18 protein-coding genes are annotated in these 21,617 nt (G+C 71.6%); 7 read left to right on the top strand and 11 right to left on the bottom strand.

What is annotated here, in order from left to right; all coding sequences use genetic code 11:
• Window positions 1–33: 33 nt before the first annotated feature.
• Together rpsO and ACFQRJ_RS16885 are read right to left on the bottom strand one after the other, a co-directional pair.
• A complete protein-coding gene (gene rpsO / locus ACFQRJ_RS16890; RefSeq protein ID WP_377020386.1) occupies window positions 34–303 on the bottom strand; it encodes a 30S ribosomal protein S15 in 270 nt (89 codons plus the stop codon).
• A 150-nt stretch (window positions 304–453) separates the two neighbouring features.
• Window positions 454–1,479 (bottom strand): bifunctional riboflavin kinase/FAD synthetase, encoded by a 1,026-nt coding sequence (locus tag ACFQRJ_RS16885; RefSeq protein WP_377020385.1) that lies wholly within the window; start codon window positions 1,477–1,479, stop codon window positions 454–456.
• Window positions 1,480–1,859: 380 nt separating this feature from the next.
• Here ACFQRJ_RS16885 and ACFQRJ_RS16880 point away from each other — a divergent pair, with 380 nt between their 5' ends.
• The gene (locus ACFQRJ_RS16880) at window positions 1,860–3,419 is read left to right on the top strand and encodes a L,D-transpeptidase family protein (RefSeq protein WP_377020384.1); all 1,560 of its coding nucleotides are present in this window, start codon (window positions 1,860–1,862) and stop codon (window positions 3,417–3,419) included.
• A gap of 102 nt (window positions 3,420–3,521) precedes the next feature.
• Here the strand turns inward: ACFQRJ_RS16880 and truB are convergent, their stop codons facing one another.
• The 7 genes from truB to rimP form a co-directional block, all read right to left on the bottom strand.
• Window positions 3,522–4,538: a tRNA pseudouridine(55) synthase TruB gene (gene truB / locus ACFQRJ_RS16875; RefSeq protein ID WP_377020383.1), complete on the bottom strand. Its 1,017-nt coding sequence runs from the start codon at window positions 4,536–4,538 to the stop codon at window positions 3,522–3,524.
• Window positions 4,535–5,089: a 30S ribosome-binding factor RbfA gene (rbfA, locus tag ACFQRJ_RS16870; protein ID WP_377020382.1), complete on the bottom strand. Its 555-nt coding sequence runs from the start codon at window positions 5,087–5,089 to the stop codon at window positions 4,535–4,537. The genes truB and rbfA overlap by 4 nt, the downstream gene beginning before the upstream one ends.
• A complete protein-coding gene (locus ACFQRJ_RS16865; RefSeq protein ID WP_377020381.1) occupies window positions 5,086–6,246 on the bottom strand; it encodes a TRM11 family SAM-dependent methyltransferase in 1,161 nt (386 codons plus the stop codon). The genes rbfA and ACFQRJ_RS16865 overlap by 4 nt, the downstream gene beginning before the upstream one ends.
• A gap of 60 nt (window positions 6,247–6,306) precedes the next feature.
• Window positions 6,307–9,213 carry a translation initiation factor IF-2 gene (infB, locus tag ACFQRJ_RS16860; RefSeq protein WP_377020380.1) on the bottom strand — a complete coding sequence of 969 codons (2,907 nt, stop codon included), beginning with the start codon at window positions 9,211–9,213 and terminating at the stop codon, window positions 6,307–6,309.
• 96 nt (window positions 9,214–9,309) lie between these two features.
• Window positions 9,310–9,615: a YlxR family protein gene (locus ACFQRJ_RS16855; RefSeq protein ID WP_377020379.1), complete on the bottom strand. Its 306-nt coding sequence runs from the start codon at window positions 9,613–9,615 to the stop codon at window positions 9,310–9,312.
• 177 nt (window positions 9,616–9,792) lie between these two features.
• Window positions 9,793–10,788, bottom strand: coding sequence for a transcription termination factor NusA (gene nusA, locus ACFQRJ_RS16850; protein WP_377020378.1), 996 nt, complete (start codon window positions 10,786–10,788; stop codon window positions 9,793–9,795).
• A 1-nt stretch (window position 10,789) separates the two neighbouring features.
• Complete coding sequence (gene rimP / locus ACFQRJ_RS16845; protein WP_377020377.1) at window positions 10,790–11,380, bottom strand: ribosome maturation factor RimP; 591 nt, start codon at window positions 11,378–11,380, stop codon at window positions 10,790–10,792.
• Between the two features lie 133 nt (window positions 11,381–11,513).
• On the opposite strand from rimP, the gene ACFQRJ_RS16840 reads away from it, so the two are divergent.
• Window positions 11,514–12,608 (top strand): DUF4439 domain-containing protein, encoded by a 1,095-nt coding sequence (locus ACFQRJ_RS16840; protein ID WP_377020376.1) that lies wholly within the window; start codon window positions 11,514–11,516, stop codon window positions 12,606–12,608.
• A 13-nt stretch (window positions 12,609–12,621) separates the two neighbouring features.
• Here ACFQRJ_RS16840 and ACFQRJ_RS16835 read toward each other — a convergent pair whose 3' ends face one another.
• Entirely contained in the window at window positions 12,622–14,406 is a 1,785-nt protein-coding gene (locus tag ACFQRJ_RS16835; RefSeq protein ID WP_377020375.1) for a proline--tRNA ligase, read from the bottom strand.
• A 158-nt stretch (window positions 14,407–14,564) separates the two neighbouring features.
• Between ACFQRJ_RS16835 and ACFQRJ_RS16830 the strand changes: the two genes are divergently transcribed.
• From ACFQRJ_RS16830 to ACFQRJ_RS16810, 5 genes are all read left to right on the top strand, one after another.
• On the top strand, window positions 14,565–15,950 hold the full coding sequence (locus tag ACFQRJ_RS16830; protein WP_377020374.1) for a hypothetical protein: 1,386 nt from the start codon (window positions 14,565–14,567) through the stop codon (window positions 15,948–15,950).
• Between the two features lie 272 nt (window positions 15,951–16,222).
• Entirely contained in the window at window positions 16,223–17,731 is a 1,509-nt protein-coding gene (locus ACFQRJ_RS16825; RefSeq protein WP_377020373.1) for a sugar ABC transporter ATP-binding protein, read from the top strand.
• On the top strand, window positions 17,728–18,735 hold the full coding sequence (locus ACFQRJ_RS16820) for an ABC transporter permease (RefSeq protein ID WP_377020372.1): 1,008 nt from the start codon (window positions 17,728–17,730) through the stop codon (window positions 18,733–18,735). The genes ACFQRJ_RS16825 and ACFQRJ_RS16820 overlap by 4 nt, the downstream gene beginning before the upstream one ends.
• Window positions 18,732–19,688, top strand: a complete 957-nt coding sequence (locus ACFQRJ_RS16815) for an ABC transporter substrate-binding protein (protein ID WP_377020371.1) — start codon at window positions 18,732–18,734, stop codon at window positions 19,686–19,688. The genes ACFQRJ_RS16820 and ACFQRJ_RS16815 overlap by 4 nt, the downstream gene beginning before the upstream one ends.
• Before the next feature lie 105 nt (window positions 19,689–19,793).
• Window positions 19,794–20,687, top strand: a complete 894-nt coding sequence (locus tag ACFQRJ_RS16810; RefSeq protein WP_377020370.1) for a class I SAM-dependent methyltransferase — start codon at window positions 19,794–19,796, stop codon at window positions 20,685–20,687.
• Window positions 20,688–20,768: 81 nt separating this feature from the next.
• Here the strand turns inward: ACFQRJ_RS16810 and ACFQRJ_RS16805 are convergent, their stop codons facing one another.
• Complete coding sequence (locus ACFQRJ_RS16805) at window positions 20,769–21,614, bottom strand: GNAT family N-acetyltransferase (RefSeq protein WP_377020369.1); 846 nt, start codon at window positions 21,612–21,614, stop codon at window positions 20,769–20,771.
• Window positions 21,615–21,617: the final 3 nt, after the last annotated feature.

The following is a 21,617-nucleotide window of genomic DNA, read 5'->3' as shown; positions in this document are numbered from 1 at the left end:
CCGCCCGCCCTCAGGGGCGAGCGGCGGGTGGTGTCACCGGCGGATGCCGACGCGCTGGATCAGCGAACGGTACCGCTCGATGTCGACGTCCTGCAGGTACTGCAGGAGGCGCTTGCGCTGGCCGACCAGCAGCATGAGACCCCGACGAGTGTGGTGATCGTGCTTGTGGGTCTTCAGGTGCTCGGTCAGGTACTTGATGCGGTGAGTCAGGAGCGCGACCTGGACCTCGGGCGAGCCGGTGTCGCCCTCGGTGGTCCCGAACTCCTTGATGATCTCCTGCTTGGTGGCGGTATCGAAGGCCATGGCTCTCCTGGGTCGTTGCGCGGCGCTCCGGGACCTTGTGTCCTGGGCTCTCTGTGCGAGCTGTCTCCTGTCGGCGCACGCGCCGGGGCGGGTGCTGCGGATAGGGACGGGAATGCTCTCCGCGGCCGAATTCACGGCCTCAGCAGGATATCAGCCGGTGGCTGCGGGACGGGAGCCGTGCACGTCCAGAGTGCGGCGGCTCACCTCCACGTCCTCGCGCATCTGCTCGACCAGGCTCTCGACCGAGTCGAACGTCAGCGTGGGCCGCTGGAACCGGACGAACTCCAGGCGCACCGTGTCGCCGTAGAGGTCGAGGTCGTGGTCACCGTGCACATAGGCCTCCACCGTGCGTCGCGGGCCTCCCGCGCCGTCCTCGTCCTCGAAGGTGGGGTTGGTGCCGATGGAGATCGTCGCAGGTGCGCCGGCCAGCGGCTCGGTGCCCGCATGGCCAGGATCCTGCTCCAGCACGGTGAGGTAGCCGGCGTAGACGCCGTCGGCGGGGATCAGACCGGCCGGTGCCGGGCCGAGGTTCGCGGTCGGGAAGCCGAGCTCGCGCCCTCGCCGATGGCCGTGGTGGATGACGTCGGTGACGGTGTGGAGGCGGCCGAGCGCATCGGCCGCCCCGTCGACGTCACCCCCCAGCAGTGCGGCGCGGATCCCGGAGGACGAGATGCGGCCGGTCCCTTCCCCGTCGGGCCCGAGGTCCGCGACGGTCACGACCTCGAAGCCGTACGTGCGGCCCAGGTCGCGCATGGTCTCGATGTTCCCGGCATTGCCCCGGCCGAACAGGGCGTCCTCCCCCAGCACGACGCACTCGGCGCCGAGCCCCTCGACCAGGAACACCCGCACGAAGTCCTCCGCCGAGTACTGGGCGAAGTCGCGGGTGAACTCGAGGTCGAGGACGCCGCTCATCCCGGCGAGCAGCAGCAGCCGATCACGATCGTCCCGCCCCGTCAGCAGCGGGGGGTCACCGGGAGTGCCCATCACGTGCCGGGGGTGCGGCCAAAAGGTCAGGGCGACCGGGGACAGCGAACGTGCCTGCGCGTGGCGCAGCAGCTGGTCGAGCACGTAGCGGTGGCCGCGATGGACCCCGTCGTAGTTGCCGATCGAGACCGCCGTCGCACCGAGGCCGGCGGGAACCTCCTCGACGGAGTGCCAGATGGGGGCGCGGGTCACGGCGGGGTCGGATCCTTCCAGAGCCGGGAGCACGTCCGAACCCTCGGACGTCGGGACAGGCAGCGGGGTCGCAGCACGTCGCGGAACGTCGCACCGCACGGACGAACGCACCGCGGGAACGACGACCGGCGCAGAACGCAGAACATCGCTCAGCGGCATACGACATCGACGTGCGGGGACACTGTATCCCCCGCGCACGGCCCGGAAAGCGCATCGGGATGATACCCAGCTGTGATGAAGGTCGGCGTTTCACTCATATCCCTCACGATGCGCACTCCGCTACCCTGAACGACAAGGCGGCGCCGGGGAGGGACCCCTGTGCCCTCCCGCGAAGTAAGCGGGGGCTGACATGACGGCCGCTGAGAAACGGATCGATTTCCATGACGAACGTGACCGAACCGGCCGCGCTGGGCGGCCCATCGCGACCCACCGGGCGCCACGGGCGTCGACGCGTCTCCCTCATCGTGGCGGCCGTCGTCGCCGTCATCGCTGTCGTACTCACCGGCGGCGCGCTCGCCTATGCCAAGCAGTTCGAGGGACGCGCCCTGCCGGGCACCGAGGTCCTCGGAAAGGACGTCTCCGGGCAGAGCCCCGAGGAGATCGCCGCACTCGTCGCCGAGCGCGGCGAATCCGTCACGGTGACGGTCACCGCCGGCGACCAGGAGCACGAGGTTTCCCTCGCGGACCTCGGCGTGAACGTCGATGCGGCCGCCACGGCGGCCGCCGCCGTCGAGCGCGACGACTCCTTCACCGGCGTGATCTCCTCGACCTGGTCGGGCGAGCACACGGTCGACCCGGTCGTCTCCGTCGACGAGGGAGCGGTCCAGGACTTCGCCAAGGGCCTCGTGCCCGAGGACAAGACGGAACCGGTCGACGCGCAGGTGACCTTCGACGAGGAGAAGCAGGCGTGGACCGCGGTCCCGGGGACCGACGGCCAGGGCATTGACCCGCAGCCCCTCGTGGACGCCGTCACGCAGAAGGCGTCCTCGCTGGAGGACTTCAGCGTGGAGCAGCCGATCAAGGACATCCCGCCGGCGATCACCACCGAGGAGGCCGAGGAGGTCGTCGGCACCATCAGCGGCATCCTCGAGCAGCCGATGACGATCGCCGGAGCCGACGGGAAGACCCACGAGGTCTCCGCCGAGCGCCGCAGCGACTGGCTGTCGGTCGCTCCGGACGAGGCGGGCCAGTCGCTCGAGATCTCGGTCGACGAGGAGAGCGTGCGCGAGTGGGTCTCTGCGCGCGCCGACAAGGACTCCGTCGAGAAGAAGGACGGCATCGAGCAGGTCGACGAGAACGGTGAGGTCGTCAAGGTCGTCGCCGAGAAGCAGGACGGCCTGGATATCACCAACGCCGACGCCGTGGCCGACGAGCTGATCGCCGCGCTGAACGGCACCACGCCCCTCGAGGCGGCCTTCGAGACGAAGAAGGTCGAGGCGGAGGTCGAGGAGGTCGACGCTCCGAAGTCCGAGGAGGAGAAGGCCGAGGAGGAGAAGGAGAAGGCCAAGGACGAGGAGTCCGAGGACGCCGACGAGGCCGAGGAGGCCACTCCGACCGGCGAGAAGTGGATCGATGTGAATCTGTCCAACAAGACCGTGACCGCGTACGTCGGCGACACGCCCGTGTGGGGCCCCCGTTCGATGGTCGACGGCAAGGAGGGCAATGAGACGGTCACCGGCACCTACGAGATCTACCTGCGCTACGAGAAGCAGGACATGACCAACGCGAGCCGGTACCCCGAGGGGCACGAGAAGTACTACTACAACCCGGACGTCCCGTGGGTGCAGTACTTCCACGCCGGCTATGGCTTCCACGGAGCCCCGTGGCGCTCATCCTTCGGATACTCCGGGTCGCACGGATGCATCAACCTGCCCGTCTCCGACGCCAAGTGGCTCTACGACTGGGCTTCCGAGGGCACGCGGGTGGAAGTGCACCACTGACGCCCACCCCATGACACGAGAAGGCCGCCCCCGGAGATCTCCGGGGGCGGCCTTCGTCGTCGTGCTGTGCGCCGACCGAGCCCCGACGGGGCCGGAGCCTGATCAGCCGCGCGCTTCCGGCGGGATGACCATCATCGGTCGCCACCGCTCCCCCTCGGGCCGCAGCACGGCCCGCAGGGCTCCCTCGGTATCGAGAGCGGCGACCACCTCGTGCTCGGCCTCGTCGTGCTCGGCCTCGTCGTGCGCGGCCTCGCCGGCGGAACTCACAGAGCCGCCGGCGCCGCGCCCATCGGCCCCGCTCCCGAGCGCTGCGATGCCCGGCCGGGCCGGCTCGTCGGACCGGGGGATGCGGCGGCCGTCGGCGAGGTCGCGCGCGGCCTGCTCGTCGACGGGGAGGACGGGCAGGACGCGGGAGGCGGCGTCTCCGAGCCCGAGCAGCGGGAGGTCGACATCGTCCCCCTCACCACGCGCCGGGACGTGGACCGCCTCGGAGACCGGGAAGGGACCGACATCGGTGCGGCGCAGCGCGGTCAGGTGTCCCCCGACCCCGAGTGCGGCTCCGAGGTCGCGGGCGAGCGCCCGGACGTACGTTCCCGAGGAGCAGGTCACCACGGCGTCCAGATCGAGGAAGCCGTCGACCTCTCGGCGGGCCGTGAGCTCGAACCGGGAGATCCGCACGGGTCGCGCCGCGAGCTCGACGTCCTCTCCGGCGCGGGCGCGGGCGTAGGCGCGCTTGCCGTCGACCTTGATCGCGCTCACGGTCGAGGGCACCTGCTGGATGTCCCCTCGCAGGTGGGCGAGCTGCTCCTCGATCGCCGCATCGGAGAGTCCGGTGGCGTCACGGGGCTCGCCGAGACCCTCCCCCTCCCGGTCGTCCGTGGTGGTGGACAGTCCGAGCCGGATCGTGGCGAGGTAGGTCTTGTCCAGGCCCACCAGGTGGGTCAGCAGGCGGGTCCCCTGCCCAATGCCGAGGATCAGCAGTCCGGTGGCCATCGGGTCGAGAGTGCCGGCGTGTCCGACCTTCTTGGTACCCAGCAGCCATCGCACCCGGGCGACGACGTCGTGGCTCGTGCGGTCGGGGGCCTTGTCGACCAGCAGGACGCCGTGCGGAGCGCTCACGCGTCCTCGCGGCCGCGCTCGCCGGTGGCGCCGCCGGCGGGCTCAGCACCGTCGGCCCTGTCGTCCTCGTCGGTCGCGAAGGCGCCGTCGACCCCGGGGGCCGCGTCACCGTCCGCGTCGCCGTCCTCGTCCTCGCGCGCCACGCGGTAGGGGTCCGCGTCTCCGGCGTAGTCGGCGCCCTCCTTGGAGCGAGCGAGCTCGGCGTCGCGGCCGCGGGCCTCGCTCAGCAGATCCTCGATGACACGGGCGTTCTCCGGGACGGCATCGGCGATGAACTCGAGCGTCGGGGTCAGGCGGACGCCGGTCTGCCGGCCGACCTCACGGCGCAGCATGCCGGTGGCGCTGGTCAGCGCCGCGGCGGTGCCCTCTCGCTCCTCGTCGGTGCCGAAGACGGTGTAGAAGACGGTGGCGTGCTGGAGGTCGCCGCTGACACGCACGTCGGTGATCGTCACGAACCCGAGCCGGGGGTCCTTGACGCGGGTGTCGAGCATGGTCGCGACGATGACCTTGATGCGGTCGGCGAGCTTGAGAGCGCGGGGGTTGTCGTTCATGGTCGGATCTTCTCCTGATCGGCGCCGAGAGCTGCGAGCTGCTCGGCGCGGGGATGGTCGGTGGGGATCGCGAGCAGGACGTCGCGGTCGATGGAGCGGTCGACGCGGTGCCGGAAGGCGCCGTCACGGCTGATCACCCGCAGCCCCGCACCGGCCAGCACGTCGCTGGCGTCCTCGTGGGCGAGGGTATGGCGGTTGATCGCCAGGGCGAGGCCACCGCCGTCGCGCAGCAGGGAGCGCCAGGGGCCAGCGGCGCTGCGCAGCACCTCGAGCGGTGAACGCTGCCAGGCACCGGCGGCCTTCGCGCCGTGCTGGACGCCGTAGGGCAGGTCGGCCACCAGCGCGTCGACGCTGCGGTCGGGCAGCAGCTCGCCGAGCCGGGTCGTGTCGCAGCCCAGCACGCTCACACGCTGGCTGCGGCCCTCGCGCTGGGCCTGTTTGCCGGCGGCCAGCTCCGCGTCCAGGCGCGTCCCCAGATGCTGACCGCGCAGGGTCAGCTTCGAGGCGGTCAGGGTGTGCTTGTAGCGGTGGCTGCGCAGCCAGGTGGTCAGGAATGAGCGGTAGGCGTCGACGTCCTTGCGGTCGATCTCCGCTCCGAGCGGGCTCAGGCCCAGGCGCAGCGCCCGGTTGAGCGTGGTGCCGCGACCGCAGAGCGGGTCGAGCAGGCTGAGGGTGCCGTCGAAGAGCCCGGCGCGGCGTGTGCTCAGCGCGGCGGCCAGATTGATCAGGAGCGCGGTGAACTGCTCGTTGGTCTTTCCCGGATACTTGAGAATGGTCTCCAGGTCCCCCGGGTGGGTCACCGTGGCGGGCAGCTCCCGAGGGCGCAGCAGCGGCGCCGGCGGAGCGCCTTCCGGCGCCTGCGCGTCGCGGTCCTCGTCGTCGTCCCCTCCCTCGTCCTCGACCACGTCGAAGGCGCCGAGCGTGACGGACAGCGCCGAGATCAGCTGCTGCGTGCGCAGCGGATCGGTGCCGGAGCCCGAAGGGAGGCGGATCTCGAGGGCGTCCATCCCGCCCAGGCGACGCTCCCGCACGGTCGGCACGGTCCCGAGGTGGGCGCCGAGCACCCAGCGGGCCTCGGCGACGGCGAGCGGCCCGGCGGCCTCCGTGTACACGCGGTTGGCCGACGGGGCGCGGAGGACGAGAGTCACCTCCTGCATGCGGCTCTCCTCCCCGACGGGAGCGGCCGGGCGCCGCGGGGGCGCCCGGCCGCTGTCGGCTCAGTCGCGGGGCTTCTCCTGCATCTCGTACGTCGTGATGACGTCACCGATCTGCAGGTCGTTGAAGGATCCCAGGTTGATGCCGCATTCGAAGCCCTCGCGGACCTCGGTGACATCGTCCTTGTAGCGCCGCAGGCCCGCGATCTCGAGGCTCTCGGTGACCACGACACCGTTTCGGGTGATGCGCGCCTTGCCGCCGCGCCGGATGAGACCGCCGCGCACGATGGAACCGGCGATGTTGCCGAACTTGGAGGAGCGGAAGATCTCGCGGATCTCCGCCGTGCCCAGCTCGACCTCCTCGTACTCCGGCTTGAGCATGCCCTTGAGGGCCTGCTCGATCTCGTCGATGGCGTTGTAGATCACGTTGTAGTACTTGATCTCCACGCCCTCGCGGTCGGCGTACTCGGCGTTCGGGCCCTCGGCCCGGACGTTGAAGCCGATGATGATGGCGTTCGAGGCCACGGCGAGGTTGACGTTGTTCATCGTGATCGCGCCGACGCCACGGTCGATGATGCGCAGGTCCACGCCCTCGCCGACATCGATGCCGAGCAGCGCCTCCTCCAGGGCCTCGACCGAACCGGCCGCGTCGCCCTTGATGACGAGGTTGAGCGTCTCGACCTTGCCCTCGGTCATCGCCTTGTTGATGTCCTCGAGGCTGACGCGCTTGCGGGCCTTGGACAGGGCGGCGGCCCGCTTGGCGGACTCCCGCTTCTCGGCGATCTGGCGGGCGGTGCGCTCGTCCTGGGCGACCAGGAAGTTGTCACCGGCGCCGGGCACGTCGGTCAGACCGAGCACCTGCACGGGACGGGACGGACCGGCCTCGCGGATGGCCTCCCCGTTCTCGTCGAGCATCGCGCGGACTCGGCCATGGCCGATGCCGCAGACGATCGCGTCGCCGACGCGCAGGGTGCCCTGCTGGACGAGCACGGTGGCGACCGGGCCGCGACCGCGGTCGAGGTTCGCCTCGATGGCCACGCCGCGGGCCGGCTTGTCGGCGACCGCCGTGAGCTCGAGAGCGGCGTCCGCGGTCAGCAGGACCGCCTCCAGCAGCGCATCGATGTTCTGGTTCTCGCGGGCGGAGACGTCGACGAACATGGTGTCGCCGCCGTACTCCTCGGCGATCAGGTTGTACTCCGTCAGCTGCTGCCGGATCTTCTCCGGGTTCGCACCGGGCTTGTCGATCTTGTTGACCGCGACCACGATCGGCACGTTCGCCGCCTGGGCGTGGTTGAGCGCCTCGATGGTCTGCGGCATCACGCCGTCATCGGCGGCGACCACGAGGATCGCGATGTCGGTGACGTCGGCACCACGGGCACGCATGGCGGTGAACGCCTCGTGGCCCGGGGTGTCGATGAACGTCAGGGCGCGCTGGTCTCCCTCGTGCTCGATCTGCACCTGGTAGGCGCCGATGTGCTGGGTGATACCGCCGGCCTCGCCGGCGCCCACCTTCGACTGGCGCACGGTGTCCAGCAGCCGGGTCTTGCCGTGGTCGACGTGACCCATGACCGTGACGACCGGCGGGCGGGGCTCGCGGTCCTCCTCGTCCTCCTCGGCGAGCTCGGCATCGAGATCGATGTCGAACTGCTCGAGCAGCTCGCGCTCCTCATCCTCCGGGGAGACGATCTCGATCTTGTAGCCCAGCTCCTCGCCGAGCAGATCGAAGGTCTCCTCGTCCAGCGACTGCGTGGCCGTGGCCATCTCACCCATCGCGAACAGCACGGTGATCAGCGAGGCGGGATTGACGTCGATGCGATCGGCGAAATCGGTCAGCGAGGCGCCGCGGCGCAGACGGATCGTCTGGCCGTTGCCGCGCGGGATCGAGACACCGCCCGGCGCGGGCGCCTGCATCTGTTCGAATTCCTGACGCTTCGCGCGCTTCGACTTGCGCGAACGGGCGGGCTTGCCGCCACGGCCGAAGGCACCCTGGGTGCTGCCGCGACCGCCGCGGCCACGAGGACCGCCGCCACCGCCGCCGCCGGGACCGCCGCCGCTGGGGCCGCCGGGGCGACCGCCGGGACCGGGACGTCCGCCGCGACCGCGGGAACCGGCGTCACCGCCGGGCTTGGCGTCGGCGAGACCACCGTGGGAATGCTGACGCATGATGCCGGGGGTGGGCATCCCGGGACGGGGCGCGCCGCCGCCGGGACGGGGGGCGCCTTCGCGAGGCGTACGCGCGCCGGAATCGGCCTGATCGCCGCCGCGGCCCTGTCCCTGGGGGCGGGGTCCGCCCGGTCGCGGCATGCCCTGCGCGCTGGCGAAGGGGTTGTTGCCCGGACGCGGGGTGCCCTCACGCGGGGGACGGCCGCCGCCCTGGCCCGGCTTGCGGGAACCGGGGCGCGGCATGCCCTGCGAGCTGGCGAACGGGTTGTTGCCCGGACGCGCGCCGCCGGGACGGGCCGCGGGGCGCTCGCCGCCGGGCTTCGGGGCGGGCGCGGGCCGCTCGCCACCGGGCTTGGGTGCCTTGCTCTGCGGGGTCGGTGCCTCGTCGCGGGCGGCCGCGGGCGTCGCGCCGGCGTCGTCCTGGGGGGCGGGCTCCGGGGCAGGTGCCGCGGGCTTCTCGGCCGCGGGGGCCGGCTGCTGCGAGCTCACCGGCTCTGCCGGGGCATTCTTCGCCGCAGCGGCGGGCTTCGCACCGGGCTTCGGCGCACCGCCGGGCTTGGGCGTGCTGCCGGGCTTGGGGGAGCCGCCGGAGGCGCGGCCGCCGGCGGGGGCGCCGGAGCCGCTCTTGGCGGAGTCGCCGTCGCCGTTCTTGGCGGGCAGCTCCTGGCGCAGGCGGCGGGCCACGGGGGCCTCGACGGTCGAGGAGGCGGAACGAACGAATTCGCCCATGTCCTGCAGCTTCTGCAGAACGATCTTGCTCGGGTGTCCGAGCTCCTTGGCGAGCTCGTGGACGCGGACCTTAGCCACATTTCTCCTGTCTCGGTCCGGCCGACAAGAGGGCGCGGACCATTAATTCCTGAGGGCGCTCATGAGCGAGTACTCATCGGATGTCCATGGGTTCTTCTACCTGTTCCACGTTCGGGGGGTATCGAAGTTCTCGAGATCCCGGGGTATCAGCCCGGTGTCGACCGCGCCGCGGAAGGACCGGGCGAAGCCGCCTCGCCGCAGGGCGAGGTCGAGGCATGCTGCGTCGGGGTGGAGCCACGACCCGCGACCGGGTGCCGACCCGGTGGGGTCGACGCGGACGCGTGGAGCGGCACCGTCGGGAGCAGGCTCCCGGACCAGGCGCACCAGTTGCTCGCGCGGGGCCACCTGGCGGCAGCCGACGCACGTGCGCTCGGGGCGATGAGGTGCGGAGTGGGCGACCACGCCTTCACCTCCGTTCCGAGCGAGTCCGCCTGGGGGCCGGCGACCGGTGGGAGGCTCAGCACCCGCTCATCGATCGCTCACCACTGGGCGAACAGCCTGACCAGTCTAGCGGACACGCCCGGGATCAGCCGTACCCGCGAGGCGTGGCACACACCTCACCCGTCGTCGGGCGTGGTCTCAGCCTTCCGCCGTGGCGATCCGGGGCTCCTGCTCCTCGTCGGTGTGGATATCGATCTTCCATCCGGTGAGCTTCGCCGCGAGACGCGCGTTCTGCCCGTCCTTGCCGATGGCGAGCGAGAACTGGCCGGCCGGGACGACGGCTCGCACGGCCCGGCCCACCTCGTCGATGACGGTCACGCTGGAGACCTTCGAGGGTGAGAGGGCGTTGGCGACGAAGGTCGCGGGGTCCTCGTCGAAGTCGACGATGTCGATCTTCTCCCCGCCCAGCTCGCTCATCACCGCGCGGACCCGGGCGCCCATGGGGCCGATGCAGGCGCCCTTGGCGTTGATCCCGGGAGCCTTCGCATGGACCGCCATCTTGGTGCGGTGGCCGGCCTCGCGGGCGAGGCCGGTGATCTCCACCGTGCCGTCGGCGACCTCGGGGACCTCGAGCGAGAACAGCCGGCGCACGAGGTTGGGATGCGAGCGCGACAGCGTGATCTGCGGCCCCTTGGGGCCCCGTCGCGCCTCGGTGACGTAGGCCCGCAGCCGGCGCCCGTGCGAGTAGTCCTCGCCCGGGACGCGCTCGTGCGGAGGCAGCACGGCCTCGACCTCGCCGAGGTCGACCAGCACCATGCGGGGGTCGCGCCCCTGCTGGATGATGCCGGAGACGATGTCGTCGGCCCGGTCGGCGTACTCGCCGAGCACGGCTTCGTCCTCCAGGTCGCGGATGCGCTGGAAGATGACCTGGCGGGCGGTGGAGGCGGCCACGCGCCCGAAGTTCTCGGGGGTGTCGTCCCACTCCTCGACGATGTTGCCCTCGCTGTCGAGCTCGCGGGCGATGACGGCGACCTCGCCGGTGCTCTCGTCGATGATCACCTCTGACTCGCGCACCGGGTGATCGGTGTGGAGGTAGGCGGCGTGCAGCGCCGAGCGGATCGCTTCGAGCAGGACGGGCAGGCGGATGTCGCGCTCGCGCTCGAGCGCGCGCAGGGCACCCATGTCGATGTCCATCTCAGCTCTCCTTCGGGGAGGTCGGGTCCGCGTCAGCGAGCAGCTGCGCGAGGTCGGCGGGTGGATCGAACTCGACTTCCACACGCGCGGAGGCGACGTCCTGGACCGGGATGTCCAGTCGTTCCGTGGTTCCGGGGGCGCGCCGCTTCGGGCGGCCGCGGTCGTCGCGGCCCGGTTCCTGCCGCAGCCGCAGGGTGTTCTCGGCGGTGACCGCGAGCAGGCGCGCGCGCAGCTGCGTCCCGTCGGACGTCGTCAGGCTCAGCAGCCGGCCGCGCGAACGACGGAAGTGCCGCGGGGCGGTGAGCTCCCGGTCCACACCGGGCGTCGTGACCTCCAGGACGGCGGGATCAGGACCGAGCAGGGAGTCATCGGCGTCGATCAGCTCCGAGAGCTCGCTCGAGGCCTGGGCGACGGTGTCGAGGTCGGCGCTGCCCAGCTGATCCTCGGGCAGGTCCACGACGAGGCGGACCTCCGCCGTGCCGCTGCCGCCCGTGATCACGATGTCCTCGAGCACGAGATCGTGGGCTGCCAGGACCCGACCGGCGGTCTCCCGCAGGATGGTGTGGTCCGGGGGACCATCGAGGGCGCTCATCGCTCGCTCACCTCCTCCTGCCTATGGGTACCTGTGCCTGCCGCACGATGTACCGCGCGGCAGGGATGGACCCAGGATAGTGTCCGCACGCCGCCGGTGCCTCCAGGGAGGGCTCCGATGCGAGAATCCTCCTGTGATCCTTCCCCGCGACCCGCGTCCGGCACCGAGCGCCCTCACCCGGCGCGGGGTGCTGATGGCGGGCGGCGCGGCCGCCCTCGTGCTGGCGGTGCCGGCCGGACTGGCAGGCTGCGGGCCGATACGGATCGGCGGGCCCGCGACCTACACGCCCCCGCCGCCGGGGATCGACGATCTCTACCGCACCGACCTGATCGCCGTGCTGGACCGGGCGATCGCGGGGACCGACGCCCTGGTCGGCGGCGCAGCGCCCTCCGACCCTGCGCTCTCGGACGCCCTGGGAGAGCTGACCGCCGCCCTGCCGGCCCAGCGCACCGGACTGCTCACGGGAGCCCAGTACGAGCGGGAGCAGGAGGCGGCGAGTGATCCCGCCCCGGGGCAGACGTCGGCCCCTCCGCCCGCTGACGCCCCGACCGACGCCGCCGGCCTGGTCGACACCCTGGTGGAGCTGCGGTCCCTGGCGACCAGCGCCTCCCGGCAGGTCTCCGGGTCCCTCGCCCGGCCGGTCGCCGCGATCGCCGCCCACACCGAGTGGAACGTGCGACGACTCCACCTGGCCGCCGATGCGGGCGAGGTCCCGGCACTGCCTGCGGCCGAGGAGATCGTGCCCGGCCGTGAGGTCCCGGAGACCGATCCGCCGTCGATCGGCGCGGAGACGGACTACCACTCGAGCATCGAGCGCGCCCAGCAGGAGGAGTGGTACGCGGGCTACGTCCACGAGGTGCTCGCCGCCCGCAGCGAGGGTGAGGATCGCCAGTGGCACCTGACGCTGGCAGAGCGCCATCGGACGCGTGCCGGGGACCTCGGGGCCATCGCCGAGGAGGACGGCTGTCCCGTGGTGGGGCGCCAGGCGGTCTACGCCCTGCCCGGCGGGACCCTGGACGACCGCACGGCCGGTCAGCTGCCCGCGCTGCTGGCGCGCGGACTGCTCGTGGACCACGTCTCCCTGGTCGGGGCCGCCCCGTTCGCCCGCCGCCCCCTGTCCATCCTCGCCGCGATGGAGGAGGCCGACGTCCTGGTCGGCAGGACCGAGAGCCTCGAGCCGCTGCCCGGGGTGCGCGTCGAAGAGGCGCCCGTCAGCGACGGCGGCTGAGGCCCGGCGGGGCTCAGCCCTCCCGGACGATCCCGACCACCGTCTCGACGACGCTGTGCGGAGCGATCTCCTCGACGGCCCCGCTCGCGCGGTCGCGGACCTCGACGACGCCGCTGGCCAGGCCCTTGCCGACCACCACGGAGGTGGGCAGGCCCAGCATCTCGGCGTCCTTGAACTTCACGCCCGGGGACACCTTGGGACGGTCGTCGTAGAGCACCTCGAGTCCGCGGGCCTCGAGCTCGCTCGCGATCCGCTCGGCCTCCTCGGCGATCGCCGGGTCCTTGCCGGTGGCCATGACGTGCACGTCGGCCGGCGCCACCGTCCGCGGCCACACCAGGCCCTTCTCATCGTGGCAGAGCTCGGCGATGGCGGCCACGGCGCGGGTGACGCCGATGCCGTAGGAGCCCATGGTGACCACCGCCGTCTTGCCGTTCTCGTCGAGCACCCGGAGATCCAGCGCCTCGGCGTACTTGCGGCCGAGCTGGAAGATGTGCCCCATCTCCATGCCGCGCGTCAGGCGCATCGGGCCGGACCCGTCGGGAGCCGGATCGCCGTCGCGGATCTCGGCGGCCTCGATGGTGCCGTCGGCGTGGAAGTCCCGGCCGAAGACGAGGTCGTAGACGTGCTTGCCCTGCTCGCCGGCGCCCGCGACCCAGGAGGTGCCCGGCACCACGCGGGGATCGACGAGGTAGCGGATCTTCGAGGCGGATCCGAGCCCCAGCCCCTCGGGACCGATGTAGCCCTTGGCCAGCACCGGGTGCGCGGCGAAGTCCTCGTCCGTGAAGGGGACGGCGATGGCGGGGGCCACCGCGGCCTCGAGCCGCTTCTCGTCGACCTCCCGGTCTCCCGGCAGCGCGATCACCAGAGGCTCGGTGGAGCCGTCGGGGAAGGTGAGACGGTAGGCGAGGTGCTTGAGCATCTCGTAGCGCGTCCACTCCCCCGACTGTGTGGTCGGCCCCTTGCCGGGGAACGCCTGGTTCGAGAAGTCGGTGAGCGCGGCGATGGTGTTCGCCCCCGGGGTGTCCTCGACATGCATGGCGGGCAGGGCGGCGATCTCGGCCTCGTCCAGAGCGGGCGGCGCCGGGGTGGTGACGGCCTCGACGTTCGCGGCGTAGCCGCCGTCGGAGACCACGAAGGTGTCCTCGCCGACGGGAGTGGGATGGAGGAACTCCTCGGAGCGGGAGCCGCCCATCGCGCCGGCGTCGGCCTGGCAGATCACGGTGGGCAGGCCGAGGCGCTCGAAGGTGCGCTGGTAGGCGCCGCGCTGCTTCTCGTAGGAGGCATCCAGACCGGCGTCGTCGATATCGAAGGAGTAGGCGTCCTTCATGATGAATTCGCGGGTGCGCAGCAGGCCGGCGCGGGGACGCGCCTCGTCGCGGTACTTGGTCTGGATCTGGAACAGCATGGCCGGCAGATCCTTGTACGAGTTGTACAGGTCCTTCACGGTGAGCGTGAACGCCTCTTCGTGCGTGGGGGCGAGGAGGTAGTCGGCCTGCTTGCGATCCTGGAGACGGAACAGCGTGAGTCCGTACTCCTCCCAGCGACCGGTGGCCTCGTAGGGCTCGCGCGGCTGCAGTGCGGAGAAGATCAGCTCCTGCCCGCCGATCGCCTCCTGCTCCTCGCGCACGATCGCCTCGACCTTGCGCAGCACCTTCAGCCCGAGCGGCAGCCACGTGTACACGCCCGGGGCGCTGCGACGGATGTAGCCGGCGCGCACGAGGAGCTTGTGGCTGGCGACCTCGGCGTCGGCCGGATCCTCCCGCAGGGTGCGGACGAACGACGACGACAGACGGATCATGGAGCAGGCCTTTCGACACGGGCGGGTCGGCGCCGCCGTCACCGGCCGCGCACGCGGGCCCCATGGTACTGGGCAGGGCGCGGCGCCCCGCCCCGCGCGGCCTGGTCGTAACCCCGCGCAGTACCCTGAGGGCCGGCGCTCGCAGAGGGAGGTGAGCCATGGAGACGTCATCGACCGGCCCCTCGGGAACGGGACCGCGAGAGCCCGGCTCGCCGTTCGCCCTGCCTCCTGCCCCGTCCCGTCGCCGCCTGCTGCGGGGCGTCCGCGCCCTGGCCGCCGCCGGCACCCTCGGCGCGGGCGGTTATCAGGCCTACCGTGTCCTCCGACCCCCAGCCGACCCGCGCACCGTCATCCCTCTGTACTCCGGGACGGTCGCCTACGACGCGACCGGGCAGCGGGTGCTCGTGGGCGCAGCGGGCGTCGAGGCCGCGCTGCGCCCCGGGACGCGTCTGACCGCGGACGTGCCGGGAGGGTCCGCGGCGGCGGAGCGCTCCGAGCAGTTCTGGAGCGTCACCGCGCCCTGGCGCTCGCGCGTGGAGGCCGACGGGTCGATCCCCGCGGAGATCGCCGATCTGGCCGGTTCCGCCCTGGCTGACCTGTGGGTGCTCTGCGACGACCTGCCGGCCCCGGTGGCCGCCTGGACCCCGTACTGGCGGTACGTGTGGCCGCGCGATACGGCTTTCTGCGCCGTCGCCCTGGCCAGGGTCGGCCATGTCGACCACGCCGTGCGGATCCTCGAGCACCTGCAGTCGATCCAGCCCGCCGAGGCCTGGTTCGAGGCTCGCTACGTCCCCGGCACGGACCGGGCACCGGATGACCGCGAGCGCCAGTTCGACGGCACCGGGCTCGGGCTCTGGGCCGCGGCCGAGGTCGCCGACGCCGGCGGCGAGGCCCGCCGGGGCGAGATCGCCCAGCGGCTCTCCCGGCTCATCAGCACCTCGCAGCGAATCCTGCTGACCGCCACCCGAGACGGCGAGGGGATGCCTCCCGCCTCCCCCGACTACTGGGAGGTGCCCGAGCGCCGCGTGACGATCGGGATCATGGCCAGCACTCTCGCCGGTCTCCGGGCCGCCGGCACGCTCACCGGCGAGGACCGTGCACTGCGTGCCGCAGACGCCTTCTCGAGCCTGCTGGCCAGCACGTTCGGTGCCGGTGGCTTCCAGCGCTACCGGCGCGGCGGCGGGCCGGACTCGGGTCGGGCGTTCCTCGACGCGACCGGGTGCCACGGGCTCGTCGCGCCGCGGCAGCTGCGCTCGCTGCGGGCGGACCTGGCCCGACCCGCCGGAGGCATCGCCCCCGGTGCCTCATGGCGCGAGGACGGGATCAGCTGGACACCGTCGACGAGCCTGCTCGGTCTCGCTCTGGCCCGCGCCGGCGAGCGCGATGGCGCCCGCGAGATCCTCCACTGGGTCGCCGCCCACCGCACCCTCGACGGCTCCGTGCCGGAGAAGGTCCTCTTCGACGGCCGTCCCGCCGCTGTGGCCCCGCTCGCCTGGACCGCGGCCAACGTCCTGCTGACCATCGACGCGCTCGCCCGTGCCTGATCCGCCCGATCGGGCCGTGCCCGGTGAGTGCCGCTGACCGCCTGCACAGCGTGCCATCGGGGACCGCCGAACGGCCCGTGCCCGGCGTTGCTTGACACACACGACGCGGTCCGTAGCATGGGCGTGTAATCGATTACCAACGAGGGTAAGAGCGAGGACACTCGCCCCGGTCGGAGGCAATGACGCTGGTGGACCACGATTCGACAACTGCGCACGGAGCGCGGGACGACACTGTCGGCAGCCGACCGCCGCTCCTGGAGGTCCGAGGGGCGGTGAAGACGTTTCCCGGTGTCCGGGCCCTGTCCGAGATGCATCTCGAGCTGCACCCCGGCGAGGTGCTCGCTCTCGTCGGCGAGAACGGAGCCGGCAAGTCCACGCTGATGAAGCTGCTGGCCGGCGTCCACGCGCCGGATGCCGGTGAGTTCCGGTATCTCGGCCGCCCGCTGGCCGTGCGAGGCCCGCGCGATGCCGCGGAGCAGGGACTGGCGATCATCCACCAGGAGCTGAACCTGATGCCGGCCCTCACCGTCGCCCAGAACCTCTTCATCGGACGTGAACCGGTACTCGGCAGGTTCCTCACCCGCCCGTCGCGATTGCACGCACGAGCTCGGGAACTGCTCGATCGCCTCGGGATGGCCCTGGATCCCTCCGCCCCCGTCGCCTCGCTCTCCGTGGCCGAGCAGCAGATGGTCGAGATCGCCAAGGCGCTCTCCTACGACGCCCGGGTACTGATCATGGACGAACCGACGGCCGCCCTCACCGAGCGGGAGGCCGACGCACTGCACGAGCTGGTCCGGCGGTTCATCACGCCGGAGACCGGCGTCATCTACATCTCCCACCGGATGGAGGAGCTGGGGCGCATCGCCGATCGCGTCCAGGTCATCAGGGACGGCGAGTTCGTCGACACCTTCCCCATGGCCGAGGCCTCCGTCCAGGACGTCATCACCAAGATGGTCGGACGCACCCTTCCCGCCGAGACCGGCCCACAGGACGTGCGGCACGATCGCCCCGTCATCCTCCGGGCCGACGGACTCCGGAGCCTGCCCCTGGTGAGGGACGTCTCCTTCGACCTGCGCGAGGGCGAGATCCTCGGTGTCGCGGGCCTCATGGGTGCCGGCCGCACGGAGATGGCCCGGGCGCTGATCGGATCGCTCCCCCGGCAGGCCGGGACGATCACCTATCGGGGCCGGCGGATGGACTTCCGCTCCCCCGCCCAGGCCGCGCGGCACGGAATCGGCTACCTCCCCGAGGACCGCAAACAGCTCGGCCTGCTGCTGGAGCACTCGGTGCAGAAGAACATGGAGCTCTCCGCCCTCGGCGACCGCTTCCACAGCGCCGGCTTCATCCGGGACGGCGCTGCCCGCCACGCCGCGGAGGACCAGCGCCGGAGACTGCGGATCAAGACGCCTGACCTGCAGCGGCAGGTCAAGAACCTCTCCGGCGGCAACCAGCAGAAGGTCGTGCTGGGCCGGTGGTTGATCAAGGACTGCGACGTGCTGATCGTCGACGAGCCCACCCGCGGCATCGACGTCGGCGCCAAGGAGGAGATCTACGAGCTGCTCCAGGACCTGGCCGCTGCCGGCAAGTCGATCGTGGTGATCTCCTCGGAGCTGCCGGAGGTGCTGCGCCTGGCGCACCGCGTCGTGGTCATGGCCGAGGGCCGCGTCACCGGCGTGCTGGAGGCCGATGAGGCCGATTCCGAATCCGTCATGGCCCTGGCCACCACCCCTGAACCGACCGTCACGACGCCGCGCGGCGGCGACGAGCGAGGAGAACGATGAGCACCGCCACCACCGCCGGGACGAGTTCGGAGCCCACCACGGCCGAGCGCGGATCCGCGCTGAAGAACCGGCTCCAACAGCTGCTCGCGGCCGGAACCCTGGCCCTGATCTTCGTGGCCTTCTCCATCGCCAGCCCGGCCATCTTCCCCACCTGGGGGAATCTGGTCACGATCCTGTACTCGACGGTCGTGATCGGGCTGCTCGCCCTCGGCGTCACGTTCGTGATCTCCACCGCCGGCATCGACCTCTCCGTCGGCACGGGCATGGCCCTGTGCGCCGTGATGAGCGGCATGTTCATCGTGAACTGGGGGATCCCCGTGCCTCTCGGGATCGTGCTGGCGATCCTGTTCGGTGGGCTCATCGGACTGGTCAACGGCATCAATGTCGCCGTCCTGGATCTGCCACCGTTCATCGCGACGCTGGCGATGATGATGGTGGCCTCCGGACTCGCCCTCGTGGTCTCCGGCGCCGCTCCGATCTACTTCGAGAGCCCCGCCTACATGGGCTTCTCCACCGGCACGCTACTGCCCTCGATCCCCAACGCCGTGCTGGTGCTGCTGGTGGCGGCAGTGGTGGCCGCCGTGCTCATGTCGCGCACGCTGCTGGGCCGGTACACCATGGCCATCGGCTCCAACCGGGAGGCCGCCGCCCTCGCCGGCGTGCCGATCAAGAAGTGGCTGATCATCGTGTACGTCGTGGGCGGGCTGTTCACCGGACTGGCGGGCGTCATGATCTCGGCCCGGCTGGGCTCGGCGCAGCCGGCCACGGGCATGGGCTATGAGCTCGATGCGATCGCCGCCGTGGTGATCGGCGGGACGTCGCTCTCCGGCGGCCGCGGCACCATCGTCGGCACCGTCATCGGTGCCCTGATCATCTCCGTCCTCACCAACGGACTGCAGATCCTCTCGATCCCGCAGGAATGGCAGGACGTGCTGCTGGGAGCGGTCATCCTCGTGGCCGTGTTCATCGACCGGCTGCGCAGGCGTTCGGAGCGGGCGTCATGAGGCCGACCCGCAGAACCGTCCTCGCCGGTGCGGCCACGGGCCTGCTGCTGCCCGCGGCCGCCTGCACCAGCGGCGGCCGCGACGACATCCGGCACATCGCCCTGGTCTCCAAGGGCTTCCAGCACCAGTTCTGGCAGGCCGTGCGGCGCGGTGCCCGGGCGGAGGCCGAGGAGCAGGGGGTTGAGATGACCTTCGAGGGCCCCCCGTCCGAATCCGATATCGAGGCCCAGATCACGATGCTGCAGAACGCGGTGACGCGGAACCCCGACGCCCTCGGGATCGCGGCGCTGGACTCCCGGGCGGCCGCCCCCGCGCTGGAGGAGGCCCGGGCCAAGGGCATCCCCGTCGTCGCCTTCGACTCCGGGGTGGAGTCCGACATCCCGGTCTCCACGGTCGCCACCGACAACCGGGCCGCGGCGCGGGAGGCCGCCAAGCACATGAGCGAACTGATCGGCGGGCAGGGCCAGGTCGGCATCGTCGCCCACGACCAGGTCTCGCTGTCCGGCACCGACCGGCGCGACGGATTCCTCGAGGGCATGAAGGAGTTCGGGCCGGACGTGGAGATGCTCGAGGTCCAGTACGGGGAGGGCGACCAAGCCCTCTCGGCGAACATCGCCCGCTCACTGGTCACCGCGAACTCGGAGCTGCGCGGACTGTTCGGCACCAATGAAGGCTCCGCGATCGGCATTCTCAAGGGCGTCCAGGAATCCGGTGCCACCGATCTCGCGGTGATCGGTTTCGACTCCGGCCGGGCCCAGGTCGAGGCGATCGAGGCCGGGGAGATGGCGGGCGCCGTCACCCAGGACCCGAAGACCATGGGGGCCCTGACCGTGCGCACCGCGCTGAGCGCCGTGCGTGGTGAGAGCATCGAGCCGATGATCGACACCGGATTCCTCTGGTACGACGCCGCCAATCTCCAGGACCCTGAGGTGCAGCAGGCGATCTATCTCTGAGCTGTTCGTTGCGGCCGTTCATTTCCCACCCCAGCCACCCGCAGCTGGCGGACGCCGGGAGATATTCGCTTCTGGCGCGGCACCGGTCCTGGCTACGGTGAGCACATGGCCGACTCTTCCGCCCGCGGCTCCTCCGCCCGCGACGCCTCTGCCCACGACGCCTGGTTCCGTGACAACCGCGCCAACTGGGACGACCGCTCCGCCGTGCACGAGGCCTCCGGATACGGCATCGAGGAGCTCGTCGCCGACCCCGGCCGCATCAGCTCCGTCCTCGCCCAGGACCGCGAGCGGCTCGGGGATCTCTCCGGGCACGACGTCATCCACCTGCAGTGCCACCTGGGCACCGACACCGTGAGCCTGAAGCGCCTCGGTGCCCGACGCGTAGTCGGTCTGGACCTCTCCCCCGAGTCCCTCCGGCGCGCCCGCCGGATCGCCGCACGCGCCGGGGCGGAGATCGACTTCGTCGAGGCCAACGTGTACGACGCCCGCAGCGCCGTCGAGGGCTGCTTCGATCTCGTGTACACCTCGGTCGGGGTGCTGTGCTGGCTGCCCGACGTCGCCGCGTGGGCGCGGGTCGTCGCCTCGCTGCTGAGACCCGGTGGACGCTTCCTCATCCGCGACGTCCACCCCATGCTCGAGACCATCGGCGAGGACGTCACCGACGGCCTCCGGATCCAGCAACCGTACTTCGAACGCCCAGAGCCGATGACCTGGGACGACGACGTCAGCTATGTCGCCGCTCCCGAAGGCGGCCCCGCGATCACCCACGGGGTCAACCACCAGTGGAATCACTCGCTCTCGGAGATCATCACCGCGGTGCTGCAGGCGGGCCTCGTCCTGGACTCCTTCGAGGAGTACGCCCACTCGGACTGGGCCCCGTGGCCGGAGCTGATGGTCCAGGACGGGGACCGGTACCGGCTGCGCGAGGATCCCGACCGGCTCCCGATGCAGTTCGTGCTCGCCGCGCATCGCCCCGCCGACGACGGTCGCGACACCTGAGACGGCTGAGACGGCTGAGACGGCTGAGACGGCTGAGACGGCTCGGTCAGCTCGGACAGCTCGGACGGCGAGTGGGGCGGCTCAGAACAGGATCGTGGTCAGCTCGCCGACCTGCCGGAACCCCGCGGCGGCATAGGCCCGCCGGGCGGGCTCGTTGAAGTCGTTGACGTACAGCGAGACCTCCGCCGCATGGTCGCGGCGCACCTGATCGATCAGATCCGCCATGGCCGCGCGGCCCAGGCCACGGCCCCGCTGACCGGGGCGCACCCACACCCCGTGGATCTGGGCGACCGGACCGAACAGGGCGCCGACGTCGGCCTTGAACACCACGCGGGAGTCGTCGAAGACCACATAGGTGCGCCCCTGGCGGATCAGGGCGGCCACGCGGGCCCGGTAGGAGCGTCCGGAATCGCCGTGCAACGGGTCGACCCCGACTTCCTCGCGGAACATCGCCACGGCGGCAGGGAAGACGGCGTCCTCCTCCCCCGGCAGTGCGGGGCGCAGACCCGATGGGGAGGTGGCCGCGGTCGCCTCATCCGCCACCAGCAGCGGCTGGCTCCAGCGGTACTCGCGGACGTCGCTCCCCCAGGCCGCGGACAGCGGCGCCCACAGCTTCTCGACGGCGGCGCGGTCACCTACCACGGAGCTGGCTCGCCGCGACCGGGCGGCCATGTGCCGGCCGAAGTCGTCCAGCGCCAGGTCCGTCGCGGACATCGGGGACAGGTTCACCCCGTGCCACAGCAGGCCGACGGGCGCGTCCTCGTCGCCGGCCAGGGAGAACTCCTGGGAGACCGTCTGCGTCCGGCCGACCTCATGCAGCCTCGCCCCTGCGAGCGCATTGGACACCGGATCGGTGAGCGCGTGCGCGAGAGCGACCTCGATGCCGCTGGGGCGGACCGCTCGGATCCGCCCTCCGCGCCGGAACACGGC

This window comes from Brachybacterium sp. GCM10030252, assembly GCF_042666535.1.
GTDB lineage: Bacteria > Actinomycetota > Actinomycetes > Actinomycetales > Dermabacteraceae > Brachybacterium.
Note: the sequence above shows the minus strand (reverse complement) of the source record. Positions and strands in the feature narration are given on the sequence as shown.

Excerpts from the sequence above, each read along its gene's own strand:
- rpsO (WP_377020386.1), bottom strand. The coding sequence starts at position 303 with ATGGCCTTCGATACCGCCACCAAGCAGGAGATCATCAAGGAGTTCGGG.
- ACFQRJ_RS16880 (WP_377020384.1), top strand. The coding sequence starts at position 1,860 with ATGACGAACGTGACCGAACCGGCCGCGCTGGGCGGCCCATCGCGACCC.
- rbfA (WP_377020382.1), bottom strand. The coding sequence starts at position 5,089 with ATGAACGACAACCCCCGCGCTCTCAAGCTCGCCGACCGCATCAAGGTC.
- ACFQRJ_RS16865 (WP_377020381.1), bottom strand. The coding sequence starts at position 6,246 with ATGCAGGAGGTGACTCTCGTCCTCCGCGCCCCGTCGGCCAACCGCGTG.
- nusA (WP_377020378.1), bottom strand. The coding sequence starts at position 10,788 with ATGGACATCGACATGGGTGCCCTGCGCGCGCTCGAGCGCGAGCGCGAC.
- rimP (WP_377020377.1), bottom strand. The coding sequence starts at position 11,380 with ATGAGCGCCCTCGATGGTCCCCCGGACCACACCATCCTGCGGGAGACC.
- ACFQRJ_RS16835 (WP_377020375.1), bottom strand. The coding sequence starts at position 14,406 with ATGATCCGTCTGTCGTCGTCGTTCGTCCGCACCCTGCGGGAGGATCCG.
- ACFQRJ_RS16830 (WP_377020374.1), top strand. The coding sequence starts at position 14,565 with ATGGAGACGTCATCGACCGGCCCCTCGGGAACGGGACCGCGAGAGCCC.
- ACFQRJ_RS16820 (WP_377020372.1), top strand. The coding sequence starts at position 17,728 with ATGAGCACCGCCACCACCGCCGGGACGAGTTCGGAGCCCACCACGGCC.
- ACFQRJ_RS16815 (WP_377020371.1), top strand. The coding sequence starts at position 18,732 with ATGAGGCCGACCCGCAGAACCGTCCTCGCCGGTGCGGCCACGGGCCTG.
- ACFQRJ_RS16810 (WP_377020370.1), top strand. The coding sequence starts at position 19,794 with ATGGCCGACTCTTCCGCCCGCGGCTCCTCCGCCCGCGACGCCTCTGCC.